This is a genomic window from Paenibacillus sp. FSL W8-0186 (assembly GCF_037969765.1).
Lineage (GTDB): Bacteria > Bacillota > Bacilli > Paenibacillales > Paenibacillaceae > Fontibacillus > Fontibacillus woosongensis.
Window position 1 is genome coordinate 1,300,916 of the sequence record NZ_CP150207.1, and the last position, 14,925, is coordinate 1,315,840.

Sequence of the window (14,925 nt, forward strand, 5' to 3'; positions counted from 1 at the left end):
TGTAAATGCCTTCATCAGGAGAAATCCGCAGAAAAGCAGCTGGAGTACGTGTCATATCCGAAGATATCAGGCGCGAGTCATCGAAGTACCAAAGTGTTGTGGGCGATGTGAGCACCTGGTGGAAGGGAGAAGCGGGCACCAGCTTTAGAACCGGGTACCAGCAGATTCATCGCGAAATCAGCGATCTGCTCCGCAAGCTGGAAAGCCTGGAATCCAAGCTCGGCAGCAATTTGGCCCATGCGGTCGATCGGGCGGAAGAGGAGCGAAGGCGGAAAGCGATGGAGGAGCGGCAGCGTTTGGCGGCGCTGAAGCCATAGCTGATCCGGATGATGACGCTTGAAAGGAGGTGAGATAATGTCAAACTTAACGTTTAGTCCTGGGCAGGCCCGCAGTGTGGCCAAGTCTATTCTGAACAAAGGCAGAAATGCGAAGGATCTGGTAGAGCAGCTGCACAGAGAAATTAATTCCGTTGAGGGCTGGTGGCAAGGGGATTCCGCCAAGGCTTTCGTGGACGAGTTCAGACAGTTGAAGCCTAACCTTGATAAGTTGGTTGAATGCGTGGAGAACATCAGCAAGAACCTCGACAAAATCGCTGATATCAAGGAGCAAAGCGAGAAAGATATCGCTAGCGCGCTTCGTAAATAAGGAAGATCGGCGTGGTACACAGTTGGCTGCTGTTATCACGCCATTTTCTAAATTCATTCTCATGGAACGGGAGGTGGGGAGATGAGCACACCAAGTGCCATAAGCGGCACAGCTAGAAATATCCGCAATGAGCTGGGCGAGGTGAAGCGGGAGGAAGCCAGGCTGCAAGCCGAGCTTGCCGGGGTAGCGTCCTGGTGGAAGGGCAGCGCGGGTACAGCGCTGACGGACAGTTACCGGTCGCAAACGCGGAACGAGATTAACCGATTGTATTCGGACATCGAGACCTTGCAGACAGGCTTGGAGAGGCTGGCCGCCGAGGTACAGAGAGCCGACGAGCAAAGGCGTATCGAAGCCCGGCAGAAGGCGCTGAAGCTTGAGCAGCAGAGGAATGCTAAGAAATAAAGGGGTGTACCTGGCGTGTTGAGGGATAAGGATAAAATACTGTTATGCGAGCTGGTGAGCGCAGGGGACATATCCCCGTTCATCCATCGCCCCTTGGAGCATTTCTCCGAATGGGGGAAAGAGCTAAGCGGATACCCTGATCTGGAGCTGTTGACTCGCGAGATAGAGTCCAGCCCCGCATTGCTGCGCTTGTCTTTGCAGCAGCATAGGCAGCTGGAATATATGAGCTTGTACATATTTGCAGACGTTGAGGGCCGCAGCGTCATCGTGCCCCATGCGCATGAGCACCCGGAGCTGCAGCTGGACATTCATCACTTCCTGGATGATGTGACGGAGTGCGCCTCGCAGTGGAGAGATAAGGGCAGCTGCGTCTTGACTGGAATGAGGGCGGGCGGCTATTGCGCGGCTTTTCTTGCGGAGCGGCTGGGTCTGGAGGCCACTGTATTCGCGGTGCCTACGGGCGAGGAGCTTCCCGGAAGGGTGCGCAATCTCGTAGCCGAGCATGACCCGGTTGGGGAATGCTTGGATAAGGTTGTGTTTGTGAAGCAGCAGACGGAAGAAACGGATCTGGAAGAGGCTTACTTCAAGATTCTAGAATTTGATACGGAAGGCAATGCCATTCCGGCGCGGCAAAGCGAATATTCTAAATTTGTAAGCTGGTTTTATGATACGGTCGGGACGATCCGGCCGGATGTATGGCATATTTTTTTCGGAGAGAGTACGGAAGAGGAGCCGGTCATGGATTATGGGCTATACTCTTTATTTTTAAAAATGGACGGCTTGACAGAAGAGAGCGTAGGGCGCTCCATTGAGCAAGTCATCAGATATACGGAGAAACAGCTGGAGAAGAACCGAAGCACACTGCAAAGCGAATTCAGTCATATCGAAATTGATCAAATCAAGAGTTTTATCCGCGAGTGCGGGGAGCAGCTGACGAACCAGGCTGTAGATATGGTGTATGACGTCTATCGGAGCGTGGAGACGATTCTGTCGGGCGCTGCTCTGTTAACGATGAATAAGAATACAATTGCGGTCATTCCTGTAATGGAGGGCTTTAACGCCCGAACCGGCGAACTGCTGGACCGGGAGATCGTATTTATAACCGATACAATTGAGCAGGAATTTCAGAATTACATGGACAATATGCTGATGTTTCCCGAAATCTCGTTGGAATGGTAATCCACCTTTAAAGGAGAGGAAATTGTGAACCAGAGGACGACGAAATTCATCTTGAGCCTGTTAAGCATCATTATTTTATGGGGAGTGAGTGGATGTATGAGCAAGAAACCGAACCCGGAAGCGATCAAGGAGCAAATGTTGTCACATTTGGAGGAGAAGTATGGGGAAGAGTTCGTTCCGATTTCACTGAGCTTGAGCGATTGGGCATACAGCTATGACCGGTTGCAGGCTTATCCGAAACAAGGCTCCGAGCAGGATCATTTCGAGGTGTGGGGCACGAAAATGGAAGACGGCTCATACCGCATCAGCGACGGGTACTTCGGTATACTCATCAGACCTCAATATGAGGCGGCGCTTTCCGGTATTGTCCGTGGAACTTACGGTGAGTTCAAGCTATATGTGGATTTTGGCGAGGGGGTCTTGCCGGATCGTTTAAATAAGAACACGCCGGTAGAGCAGATTTATAGCCAGGATGAGAATTTCTCGTCGGATACGGTTATTTTTGTGAAGGAATCTTTGGTTCAGGATCAGGACATCGAGGCTGGCTTGCGCCAAATCGCCGGGAAAATGCGCGAGCAGCAAATGGTCGGATTCGTACGGCTGTATGTCGTGGTGGATGAGAAGTACGATTCTATTGGCTCAGGACCTCAGAATTTGAGCGCTTTGCAGGATGAGGGCTATTTCGTTGGGGATTATAAATCGGTCATGGTGACTCCGGATATGACGATCAGGCAGAACGGAGAGGAGGTCGTAGCGGATGGCTGAGCTGAAAGAGAATCAACTGCTGCTGCTGAACAACCTGATATACCTTCAAGGGGTAGCTGACAGCAACAATAAGAAGGTCGGAGATATCGTAGATTCCTTTCTATATGGCAACGGTCTGGACAAAAGCCGGAATCTGGGCAAAATCGGCACCGACGATGAGTATCCCTGTAAAATGTCCAAGGAAGAATGGCTTGTCATTTTGCGGGCGATCGAGAAGGATTCGCAGCTGCGTTCCTTAACCGTCGCGGACGGCCGTACCGGCGTCATGTTCGACAAGAACGGCAAAACGATTCGGGGCAGTGACGGCAAGCCGCTTGAGGCCGGGATGCGGGCAGCCACGTTCGTTGATCCGCAAGGGGAGGCGACCGTCGTATTTCGGGGAACCGGTGGCGATTATGAATGGCACGATAACGGGCAGGGCGGGTATTTGTCGGATACGCAGCAGCAGATCGCCGCTTTGGAATATATCGAGAGCTTGAAATACGAGAATATCACGGTTACGGGCCACTCGAAGGGCGGTAATAAAACGCAGTACGTAGCGATTCTGTCCGATAAGGTGGATCGGGCGCTTTCGTTCGACGGGCAGGGCTTCTCCAAGGAGTTCATCGAGAAGTATAAAGATCGGATCGAAGCGAATAAACACAAAATAACCTCGGTTTCAGCCAAGGACGATTTCGTCAATTGCTTGCTGAATCCCATTGCGGGGACGATTAAGTATATTGAAACGGACAAGCAGGAGCAATTCATTTACAATCACCGGCCTAACATCATCCTCGACGAGAACGGTCAAGTAAGGGAACTGGCCGAGCAGGGGGATATTCCGAAATTTATTAATGAATTCACCATCTATATCAATGAGACGATGGAGGAGCCTTACCGCAGCTATGCGCTCGATGGTGTGCTGGCCTTCATGGAAAGCGGGGCCGAAGGCTTCGAAAAAGAAGGCGACTTCCAGAAGTGGGTCGGGGCGGCGATGGTGCTTAGCCATCTGGACGATTATGCGTTCAGTAAAATTGCCGAGGAGTATGGGGATGAGGTGGAGTTAGTCGTTACATTTATCGCAGCTTATTTGTTCCCATATATCTTCGCTGATGATTTCCTGAAATCTCTGGGCAAGAACATCATGAACGGGATTAATTACGTCATGGACAAGCTCAATCAGTTTGGCGACTGGATCGTGAAGCAACTGACGATTGCCGCTGCCAAGCTCGTCAAAGCGGGGAAGATGGTCGGAGATGCTTTAACAAGGTTCGCGGAGCAGGTGAAAACGGAATGGGGGAAATTTAAGGAACGGGCTAAAGAACTAGCCAAGGATATCGCGGTGGCGGGAGTTCGTGCGGCACAGGCGATAGAGCGATTCAAAGAGAAGGTTAAAAATGCCGTGACGAGCTTCTTCAGAAGCATTGCCGAAAGAACGAAAAAGATTATTGCCGCCATTAAACAGGCCTGGGACAAAACCGTAAATGATGTCTCGAACAGCGTGAATACGGCCATTAACGAGGCCAAAGCTGGGCTGTCCAAGAGATATGACGCGTTTAAGTCCAATATCAAATTACTGGCGCAGCTGCCGAAGCGGGCGGCGGGCATGCTTACGGCCAGGAAGGCTCCTTCCTCCGGCAAGAACAAGAACTATACGGCCAAAATCATCAAAGGATACGGCTCGCATACCTCTGTGAAGCTAGCCGTGGACTTCAGCCGTTTAAACCATTTGAAATTGAAATTCAAAAATTTTGAGGATTACCTGGGCTCCCGGGTACAGCAGATGCTGTCCCAGGCGGAGCGGATCTCCTCCAGCACCGGCCGGTCTTACAGCGAGTCTAACGTGCAGCGGCAGGTGCACCAGGTCCACCGCGCCTGCGACCAAGTAAGACAGCGCCACAGGAAGGTGGCTGCCGAGCTGCAGAGCAAGGCGAAGTTCCTGACGCATGCCGAGGAGCAGTATCGAAAGATTGAGCGGATGATCTCCAAGGATATTTCAATGGGCGTTTCTTTTTAAGAGAAATAGGGTTGAGAGGTCTACACCTATATTTCGTGCTTTAAATGGAATTTATGGCATTAAACAGGCTTCAAACAATGGTTTTAGGGGATTAGTTGGATTTTACGTACCTAAAATCAAGGATTCAGCCCATCGTTGGCATTTCCCTTCTTCTAACGACATGAAATCCATTTAAATCTATGATTACTTTCTTGCCGCAGAAACTAACTGCCATCGATCCATTTATTATAAGTTGAACGATACAAATGGATGGGAGGAAGTACATATATACCAAAAACCAGGAGGGGTAGGAATATGAAAAAAAGAATCGCAACCGCACTAGCCATGCTGCTGTTATTGATGGGACTGGTCCCGGTTTGGACCGCAGCTAAACCATTGCCGCTGCGTGTGGAGGTAAATACGAACCGCATTTACTTCCCGGATGAGCAGCCTTATGTAGATAAGGCTCAGCGGGTACAGGTGCCTGTACGTTTTGTTAGTGAGGCTTTGGGGGCAAAAGTAGGCTGGAACGCGGCCACCAAGACCGTTACGGTAGACCTGGATTCAAACCGCGTAGTCCTGGTGCTCGGCAGTAAGAAGTACACGGTGAATGGCGTGGAGAAACAAATGGATACGGCAGCAGAGCGAGTAGGCGGCAGAACCTTCGTTCCTCTTCGTTTTATAAGTGAGGGATTGGATGCGTCCGTAAAATGGGATTCCGCAGTGAGAACAGTCTATATTAATACGGCCGGATTTGATCCTAATGAGGTTAAAACTGATTCGGATCAAATTGTAGAGGAAACGCTGCACGGCTTCAAAATTAAGTACAATACTGGCTCAATGATGGATATCAAAAAAAGTAGCGGTGAAGGTACGCAAGCTCTCATGGCCATCCTGATAGACTTTGGCATGTGGGGGGGAGATTATGAAATGCAGCTGGAAGAGTTAGAAGAGATCCTGCTGCAAAGAGTGGAAGAAAAAACGGTGAAGTCTGTTATGAGCTATGTCAAAACTAAAAAAACGCCTGAACCAGAGCTGGAACCGAAAGAATTTTCTGATGATACGTTTAAGATTAGAGTGGCATCAAATATAAATTCAAATATTGCAGTAACTATATATTATAAGTAGGTGCAACCATGAAAAAATCAATAAGGATAATATTAACTGTGATTATGTTATGCGGTATATATCCTTATCAAACTATTTTTTCTGAAGAAGAACCCGTTAGCCAACTTCCCAAGACTGTGGATGAAGTCATTCAAAAGATAAACCACGATATGCGTGAATTATATGGCTTTAAGGAATCAGAATATTACAAAGATCATATTATGAAGAACAATCAGCGTTTAAATCTTAGAAAGGATTTAATCCGGGATAGATTAAATAGAGCATCTCAGCCTAGCGAAAAGTTAGAAGAAAAAGAAAAGATCAAGCTGCACACTTATGAAATAGTCTATGGGGAATCACATGGCCGAAAATTAAATCATAAAGGGAAGGAAATGATGGAGTACAGCGGGTATTCTAAAGACGGTCATGCAATCCCAACAGAGGATGTACCCTGGTTTGCTGGCTGGAGCGGGACCAAAATACAAAATTTCCCCCTCATTTCAAACCCATGGACAGATCATAGAGTAACATCCAAGTATAAGATATCGCCGAATAAATTTGATGCTTACAAAGATCCGCGCAATAAGTATCTCCCTGACGGAACCTTTGAAGCGGCTATTTTACAAGGATTAAATACTCATTACGCAGGAGTGCCGTATAAAGAGTTCATGTACAACAATCAAAACTCTACCTTGGCGGATAAAGTAGTCTATGACGAAAATGCCAAACCCAAAAACGGCAGATGGATCGACTACGTTCACGTACTTCAGCCGCCGACAGAGATCTCCTGGGGGTTCGGGACGGTATATATCGATAGCAGTATCGGTATTACTTATCTGGATATCCCGATCGCCCCGTTTAATTTAATGAGGGACGACGTCTCGGCACAGTTTGAGCAGCTGCCGGTTGAGGCGGTGCCAGGGGAAACAGTTCGGATTGGCGTGAAGGTGAATTCGACCTTTATTGATTCGGTGAACTCGAAATATGAATGGGCGATTACACGCGTGAGCGATGGAAGAAAAATAACCGCCGCGGATGGGCTGAAATTCAGCGGGCATGGAACAACGGAGTCAGGCACCGTCAAGCTCGACCGGAATCAAAGCCGGATTCTGTATGCCGATTTTACGATGCCGGATAGCGAGGTTCGAATCCAATTCAACATCAACAAGGATGGCAAATCGCCGGAAGAGGCGGATTTAAGCAACAATGTCCTCGACTCCCATCCGAAGGCGGTCAAGGTTGTCGTCCCTGTCGGACTTGGACATGATGTGTTATCGAAAAGGGAACGGTTCCCGCTAAACCAGGGTAATCCGAATACGGCAACCCTTGTATTGCCTAGATCTGATGCATGGTGGACAAGCAATTCGACCGGTGAGCTCAACGTAACCAACGATACGCCTACTTTATTTAGAGCCCACCAGGTCTTGAACAATCCGCGCGTCAATGAGCCGAGTGAGACGGTGACCCGAAGCCCGATTTTCCTGACGACAATCAAAAGGGAGGACTTCGGCGACGATCCCCTGAACCGGAAATGGATGAAACCTGATCCTAATCCAAACACTCCGATTCAGAGAGTTGGCACGGTATCGCAAGCAGGCAGTATTCAAAGAAATTATAGTTACAAAGAGACCACGTGCTGGAAAAACGAAAAAGGGAATAATGAATGCAGAACGGAAACGAAGAGCGGTACGGCTACGGCCTCCTTCCAGGATGGCCTGGATAAGAAGGCCTATCAATTCTACGTTTATAATGGAAAGAAGGATATCGCTAAGCCGTCCTTTCAGAATAAAATCGACAGTAACACGCCAGAGTCGCTGAAGAAGGATTTATTCTGGGAGAACGAGAGCTATACCTACAACGTCATTCGCTGGATGTACCATTTGGATGAGGAAGGGAAGCCTTACCAGCCTGACGGCGTGAAGGTCGATGCCCCTGATTATGGGGTAGCGGTGCCTGGCCAATATCCGCGGGTATTCACCCAGCAGGCGAGCGCCAATCTTGCATGGAAGCAGGAGAAGTCGATGGCTCAGGAGTACGCGACTGCGCGAGATGCAGCCAAGGATCGCAAGAACAACAAGTCCCTGTATGATAAAGCTGTGTTCCCTACTGACCGCGATTTGCAGAAATACGCCTATCCGATCAAATCGGGATATTATTTCAATCCGGCAGGGAGCTATACCTTTACCGTTAAGACGGTGACGTTCAAGCAGTCGGAAGCAGATACGGCCGATCACCGCGATCTGGTTCAGGCCCTGATTAATTCTTTCCGCTACGAGACGAACTTGATCTATATCAACGCCAAGAAAGAAGCGGTCAACATTAAAAATGAAGGGCTTGCCCGCCAAGGCGGCGGCTTCAAAGCTGTTCCAGGGATTTTGAAGGCCGAGGATCCGAAAGGTGTAGACGGTGCGGTATTGCTTGAAGTTAAGGACCGGAAGAGCGATCCCAAACGCTATACCAAGGTGGTCGAACCGATTTATTACTCCCAAGACCAGGATGAGAGCAAGACCCATGTATTCTGGAAAAAAGTGCTCGAGGGCTATAGCGAATCCTCCTCGGCTGGCAGCCATGCGGCCTATAAATACCGGGAATTCGTGAAAAAGGGCGAGCCTAAGATGTACAAAATTACGGAAACGACGGAGGTCACAATTCAAATTAACCCAGGCAATATTCCAGTGTATACGCATGCCAGCATGCCGAACGGCAAGTATTATGTAAGAGCATGGGTAGATAAAGCGGAGCTGTCCAAATTGCCTCATGCCTATAATAAACTCCCTGCTCTGCAAGGAGTTCATGTGCTTGATCAAATTGAAGTAACCGTTGCCGGTTCCATGTTTGATGATTTGAATAACTAACTTGTTCAGGTGCCCTTCATGGTATCCTGCTGTCTGATCTTACGATTTAAGAGAGAAGACAGAGGATGGTGAAGGGCATCCCTGCTTTAATCACAGTATGCCTATCATGCATGGTCAACTTGTTCATAAATTGGTAAGATGAGGATATACATAACGTTCGTTCACGGAGGTTGACAGTGAATAAAGGTTTATTGGGGAATGACGCAGGTGGTTTGCGCCGGAATGCGCGATTGCATAGCGCGGAGTCCGGCAAGGAGCAGCGGACCTACCGGGTCCGCAGCACAATTTCAACGAGCGAGCTGGCCATAGTATATGTGGCCAGAAGCGAAGAACAGGAAATGAAGTGCGTAATTAAAGAGTTCTTCCCGAAGGCGCTTGTGCGCAGAGGGAAGGATGGCAGTTCCGTACGCCGTTTATCCGGCGTGCCGCACGACAAGTATGAAGCGCTGAGGAATGCATTTATCAATGAAGCAGTCCTTCTTAAGGCCTGCGAGCATCCCGGCGTGGTCCGCTGTATCGATCAATTTGAACAAAATGGCACCGTCTATATCGTCATGGAGTTCATCGAAGGAATGACGCTGGCGGAAATGGTCGGCGGACGTCCAGACATGATAGAGCCCGGCTTCCTGTACAGGACGATGCTTCCGTTGATCGAGACGCTGGAGCATCTTCATCAGCAGGGAGTCATTCATCGTGACTTGAAGCCGGGCAATATTATGATCGACCAGGAGGGTCGTGCGAAGCTGCTTGATTTCGGCTCGGCCGTACGCTTTGCGGAAAGCGGCGCGCATCCGATTCTGACGACGGCAGGTTATTCGCCGCTGGAGCTCTATTCCGAGCAGTCCAAGCAAGGTCCGGTTAGCGATATTTACAGCCTGGCGGCTTTATTGTATTACTGCTGCCGCGGCACAGCGCCGACCGATGTCCGCAAGCGGCTGTTCGACGACCGCCTGAAGCCGGTCAGCGCCGGGCTGAAGCGCGGCTGGCCGTTCCTGTCCCGAGCGATCCAACGCGGGCTCATCGTATCCCCGGACAAGCGCTGTTCATCCCTTAAATGGTTCAAGGCAGCGATTACGATGGAATACGTGACTAGCCCGTCTGTTCGCCGGAAGAGCCGCTCCGGATAAAAATATTCGTCGCAGGCTTAATCGCCTTATAACGCAGCTCGATTTCGGTAATGCCGTCCTCGAATGTAATGTACAGCTTGTCATTATATTCGAGGGCTTCTTTTTTGTCCTTCGGCAGCGGCGTGCGGTTGCGGACAAGGGAAGAGCGCGATGTGTTCTTCACGATCAGCTTGCCGTCTTTTCCCGGCGTAAAGACGATGTGCTCGGCTTCCGGGAGCGGCTCATGAACGTCGAGGCTTACGAACAACTCAAGGAGCGTGACCTTCCGCCCCTCAAACGAGGTGAGCGGCCAAGACTTGACCGGCACTTCGCTTCCGCTGGCTGTTGCAAGGAAATATCCTTCCAGCTTGCCGGTAAAGCCCGGTTTCGGCCGAAGCCATAAGAATAAACCGGCAGCGGCGGCAAGCAGCAGAATGCCTCCGGCGATAGACCATTTCAGTACCGTATATTTTGATTTGACTTGAACGTTCAGGACCGCGGTGGCCGAGCCGCCCTCCGAATCGGTAGCCGTCAGCGTAATCTGGGTCTGTCCGGTTTTTAACGGCGACAAAGCGAGCATGCCGTTTTGAAGCTCGGGACTTACTGTTTTGTCCGGGGCGCCACGGTGCAGTTGATACGTTAATTCGTCCCCGTTCTCGTCGAGGAATAAGTCGCTTAATGCCAGCATGGCTTGCCCATCTTCTTTGATGACCTCCACGTGTTCGCTGCCATGGACAGTAGGTGCAAGATTGACGATCTTCTGTTCATGGACGGCGCTATGCCTGTAGAAGCTTGGCCCGTCCATTTTTACCTGCCATTTGTATTGGCCTGAAGAAGGAAACACGTACTCGGCATAGAAGCGTGTTCCTTCATTTTTCATATCCACCATTGTGTCTTTGTTCGTCTGCAGGTCGGTAACGATCAGTTGACCCTGCAGGGAGTCGTAAAGTTCCTGTTCCGTTAGCGGCTCATTCGCCGCCGGGTGGACCAGCTTGGCCTCGATGCCGGTAGGCTGTCCCTTGATCGCATTTTTGCTGGTGATCGCGGCATGGGCCTCCATCTCGTAGCTGCCGAGCAGATTGATTTTGACGAGATCCCCAGGTGTCCCTCTGAATTTGAGCTTGGCCGTTCCTTTCTTTGGCTGTGATACCTTGATCAGCGTATAGCTTCCGGATTTGAACATGCGAATGTTCTCCGAGCTGTAGAACAGCTGCGTCTCTTTGAGCGAATGCTCGGAGAGCAGTATGATATTGGCTTCCCGCATGCTGGAATTAGGAATATCGACCTGCACCTCCTGCAGTTGTCCCGTAGCGGTAACGCCAGCCACCGGAAGCAGTACCGACCTCATTTCCGCCGCAAAAATCCGATTGAAAATCTCCGGCAGATCGTCCGCGCTGCTGGTAATATACGATGCGCCTCCCGTTTCCTTCGAGATCCGCTCCAGCTCATCGGGATTGACCGTCCCGTCATGGTTCAGTCCGATGGTGTAGATCGGATAACCGTCCTTCTGCGCCTTGGCGATTGCTTTATCTACATCCTTGGCCGAATCGGCGGCCGTCCGTTTGGAATATCCGGGGCCAAAGTCGGTTTCCCCGTCCGAGAGCAGAATGACGAACGGCTTGCGTCCGCTCCCCTCACCTTCAGCTGCTTTTGAAGAAATTAAGTTCCCGCCCGTGTTCAAACCCAGTCCTAAATCGGTGTATCCGCTTCGGCGCAGTCCGGCAATTTTCTGCTTCAGCTCCGTTTTGTTCGCCGCAACGGAAATCGAAGTCAGCGGCTTGGAGGCCACAATCTGATGGTTGTATGCCACAAAGCCTACTCGCGTCCTGCTTGCTTCGCTCATATCCATGAACATATGAATGACCTCGCTGGCCGTTTTGTTTGGATCGGCATGATTCATGGAGTAGCTTGTATCCAAAACAAAGACCGCGTCAAAAGCGTCAGATTGGTATTCTTGTAAGGAATTTGCAGAAATGCTGGCCGAATTGTGAAAAATTGACGTAAAAAACGTAAAAACAAAAATCAGGATAAAAGTCCTACTCGTCAAAAGTTTGGTTGATGATTGTTTTTGCTTTTTTTGCCTCATTTACCGATACCCGCCTTATGTACTATATAGTGTTGAAATAGAGCGAAAATAGTCGCTCAAATATGTATATTTAAACTTATATCGGAATCAGAGCTTGAATATTGTATATAATTCCAGAAAATAGGTCTTTGATTGGATATAATTCCCTTGAAAATATGGGTATAAGGTTCTTTAGTCCCTGAATACCTCAACAATTCAATATATTGACAATTCGTATTGACGTGTCTGATAATACCCTCGAGACCCGGGTGGAGTGTATCGCCTCCCGGTCAAGCGACTCATGTATCCAGGTACGATAGTCGGATACTGTCGAAAAATCAGTAGTACAAGCGTCCGGCATGGGAATGAATCCGAGATTTCATCAGGCCGGCTGCGCTTTTGTAGAAACGGGAGGAGGAATTACGACAATGGATATTATCAATCAGACCAATCGAACGATGCTGTTCGAGGAGATCAATCCCGAGAAGCTGGACCTGATTACCATCGTGGGTGATGTCAAAGGCATTGACAGCCTAAGCGACGACAAAATCAAGGAGATTAACAGCCAGCTATTGGTGCGGAGCTTCGATGAGTTTCTGGACAAGTTCTCGCCGACGGTGTACTCATTCTTCAACGCGGCTAACCAAAAGGTCGTCTACATGCTGAAGAAGCCCGAAGGAATTGCCGAGGAAGCGATCTCCGAGATCCGGATCGATCAACACAACGATTTCCTGAAAATGCTGTTCACGCTGATCGACACGAAACGAAGCCAAGGGATGACCAACGTGGATTTCAGATTCGAGCATCTGCTCGACATGATCTCTCCGAAGAAAGTCATGGACGACATTCGCCAGGTTCGGAAGGAAATCCATTACATGTATGGTCAATACGAGAAGCTGGATGACGAAGATCCGAAGAAGCTGGATATGGGGGACAAGCTGAACGCGATGTTCGAAGAAGCGAGCGCCAATTACAACAACGTGATGGCAATGCTTCCGCTCGCGATCGAGGATATCAAGACGCGGCTTCTGCTGGGCAGCTCGAACGAGGAACAGGATGCCGAAGCTGTACAAATCGGTATGCTCACGATCGGGGAGAGCGGCGAGCTGAAAATCATCGAGGCGCCGAAGGGCGAGAGCACGGAGCTCGTGCTGCTGGATGAGAGCAGCTCCAATGACCTGGCTCAAGTCTTCGAAGAAGACTATAACTCGATCACAGAGTCTCCGTCCGGTTATGTGAAGGATCTGGTGGTTCGCACATTCAGCCCGCTGCCGGCTGTAAGTACAGATATTGATCTGGAGACAGAGGTACAGAACTACAACACGTATCTGGAATTCTACAAAACGGCAAAAGATGATTTCGTCAAAACAGTGAAGCCGCTGGTCGAGAAAATTCTCGGCGTGAAAATGTTCTTTGACCAATATGCGGTCAAGAACAAGGGCATGGCTCCTTCTCTGCTTGTGACAAATACGAAGCTCGATATGATCGTGAAGAGCGCGAACATTCCTCGTCTGGAGACCTACCTGAACACGGTGAACTCCAAGAATGATTTCAGCGATACGATCTGGTTCGGCATTGTGCCTTCCGTAGAGCTGGAGACAGCCGGCAAGGTGAAGGTTACCCGCGAGCGCTTCAAGGGCAACGAGAAAATTGCCAAGCAGGACGGCAACACGATGGAATCGTTGTCGATGCTTATGCAGGTCGTCAAAGACTTCAAGGTGCAAATTTTCTTCAGCTTCGAGTCGGGTGAAGAGACGACATTTAACAACATGGCTACCGCAGGAATCGACAAATACATCGACAAATGCGCGCCGCTGATCCGCAAGGAATACAGCGAATATGCCATTCCGTGTATCCCGAACTTTACGGTCATTCCGAAGGAAAAGTCCGGGGTTGTCATCGACAGCCGCATGGTGCAGACCGAAAACGGCGCTCAGCTCTCCAAGGAGAAAGAGGACATTCTCAAGCTGTGGATCGAGGGCGTATACGTAGGCGCGTCCTATGTAGCTGCGGGAATCGTGGCGGCATATCAATGTCCGGAATACTTGAAGGAATCCTTCAAGAACACGAGCAAAGAATTCCCTGGCGTGCGCTTTGACATCGAAGCGGGCGAGAACAGCCTGCGGGCCGTAACGACGATGGCCAAGGAGATTACCGGCTTCACGAATACGATCAAGGATTCGATCAACCGGAAGAACTTCGGCTTTATTTTCTCGTCGGAGAATGCCCAGCTGCAAGGCAAAGACATTCGCCGGATTACGGTGTACAAGGCGAGAAGCTTGGCCGCGTCCGAGGACGGGTTCGACTCGATTTACAAAACCTTGGTTAGCACATACATAGAGCGGATTCTCCGCTTCCAGACCGCGGACTTTAAGCATGAGAACATTATTAAATTTTTCAGCAACAACCCGAGCAGCCAGAAGAGCATGTGGCTGGCCAAGCGCGGTTTCATAAATTCAATCATTCATGACGGCGATGACATGAACTATGTGATCGACGAGAAGAACAATCTGTGCCACATTGACCTGATCTATAACGGTAATGTGAAGAATTTGGAAGTAATGATCACCAAAGGCACCAGCCCAGTCAAAGTCTAAGGCAACTTTTGATCACGAAGCGGGGACTGGGAGAATATTCGGCGTCGAATCTTGAATTCAGCCGAAACTTCCGGTGCTCACGTAGGTTTTGCCTACGCTCCGCTCCTCAGTTTCGTCTTCATCCAACCTTCTCGGTGCTGAAAAGTTGCCTAGAGGTAATTCGAAGAGGGCTTTTGATCACGAAGCGGTGACTGGTGGTAGCTCGGCGTCGAATCTTGAATTCACCCGG

Annotated in this window: 11 protein-coding genes; 10 read left to right on the plus strand and 1 reads right to left on the minus strand. The window is 49.8% G+C overall.

Features of this window, described 5'->3' with window-relative positions:
- Positions 1 to 5 precede the first annotated feature (5 nt).
- The 9 genes from MKX50_RS05515 to MKX50_RS05555 all read left to right on the plus strand — a co-directional run bounded on the left by MKX50_RS05515 (position 6) and on the right by MKX50_RS05555 (position 10,055).
- Positions 6 to 317, plus strand: a complete 312-nt coding sequence (locus MKX50_RS05515; RefSeq protein WP_213592863.1) for a WXG100 family type VII secretion target — start codon at positions 6 to 8, stop codon at positions 315 to 317.
- 37 nt (positions 318 to 354) lie between these two features.
- The gene (locus tag MKX50_RS05520) at positions 355 to 645 is read left to right on the plus strand and encodes a WXG100 family type VII secretion target (protein WP_155609753.1); all 291 of its coding nucleotides are present in this window, start codon (positions 355 to 357) and stop codon (positions 643 to 645) included.
- Between the two features lie 81 nt (positions 646 to 726).
- The gene (locus tag MKX50_RS05525) at positions 727 to 1,047 is read left to right on the plus strand and encodes a WXG100 family type VII secretion target (protein WP_213592861.1); all 321 of its coding nucleotides are present in this window, start codon (positions 727 to 729) and stop codon (positions 1,045 to 1,047) included.
- 15 nt (positions 1,048 to 1,062) lie between these two features.
- Positions 1,063 to 2,226, plus strand: coding sequence for a hypothetical protein (locus MKX50_RS05530; protein WP_339158672.1), 1,164 nt, complete (start codon positions 1,063 to 1,065; stop codon positions 2,224 to 2,226).
- A gap of 96 nt (positions 2,227 to 2,322) precedes the next feature.
- On the plus strand, positions 2,323 to 2,991 hold the full coding sequence (locus MKX50_RS05535; RefSeq protein ID WP_213592857.1) for a hypothetical protein: 669 nt from the start codon (positions 2,323 to 2,325) through the stop codon (positions 2,989 to 2,991).
- On the plus strand, positions 2,984 to 4,987 hold the full coding sequence (locus MKX50_RS05540) for an Mbeg1-like protein (protein ID WP_213592856.1): 2,004 nt from the start codon (positions 2,984 to 2,986) through the stop codon (positions 4,985 to 4,987). Before MKX50_RS05535 ends, MKX50_RS05540 begins: the two co-directional genes overlap by 8 nt.
- Before the next feature lie 294 nt (positions 4,988 to 5,281).
- Complete coding sequence (locus MKX50_RS05545) at positions 5,282 to 6,094, plus strand: copper amine oxidase N-terminal domain-containing protein (RefSeq protein ID WP_339158674.1); 813 nt, start codon at positions 5,282 to 5,284, stop codon at positions 6,092 to 6,094.
- 647 nt (positions 6,095 to 6,741) lie between these two features.
- Positions 6,742 to 8,928 carry a hypothetical protein gene (locus tag MKX50_RS05550; RefSeq protein ID WP_339158676.1) on the plus strand — a complete coding sequence of 729 codons (2,187 nt, stop codon included), beginning with the start codon at positions 6,742 to 6,744 and terminating at the stop codon, positions 8,926 to 8,928.
- Positions 8,929 to 9,104: 176 nt separating this feature from the next.
- The gene (locus tag MKX50_RS05555; RefSeq protein ID WP_339158677.1) at positions 9,105 to 10,055 is read left to right on the plus strand and encodes a serine/threonine-protein kinase; all 951 of its coding nucleotides are present in this window, start codon (positions 9,105 to 9,107) and stop codon (positions 10,053 to 10,055) included.
- On the opposite strand, the gene MKX50_RS05560 is transcribed toward MKX50_RS05555, so the two are convergent.
- On the minus strand, positions 10,018 to 12,120 hold the full coding sequence (locus tag MKX50_RS05560) for a VWA domain-containing protein (protein ID WP_339158678.1): 2,103 nt from the start codon (positions 12,118 to 12,120) through the stop codon (positions 10,018 to 10,020). The genes MKX50_RS05555 and MKX50_RS05560 overlap by 38 nt on opposite strands.
- Positions 12,121 to 12,527: 407 nt before the next feature.
- On the opposite strand from MKX50_RS05560, the gene MKX50_RS05565 reads away from it, so the two are divergent.
- On the plus strand, positions 12,528 to 14,696 hold the full coding sequence (locus tag MKX50_RS05565; RefSeq protein ID WP_213592846.1) for a transcriptional regulator: 2,169 nt from the start codon (positions 12,528 to 12,530) through the stop codon (positions 14,694 to 14,696).
- Positions 14,697 to 14,925 lie beyond the last annotated feature (229 nt).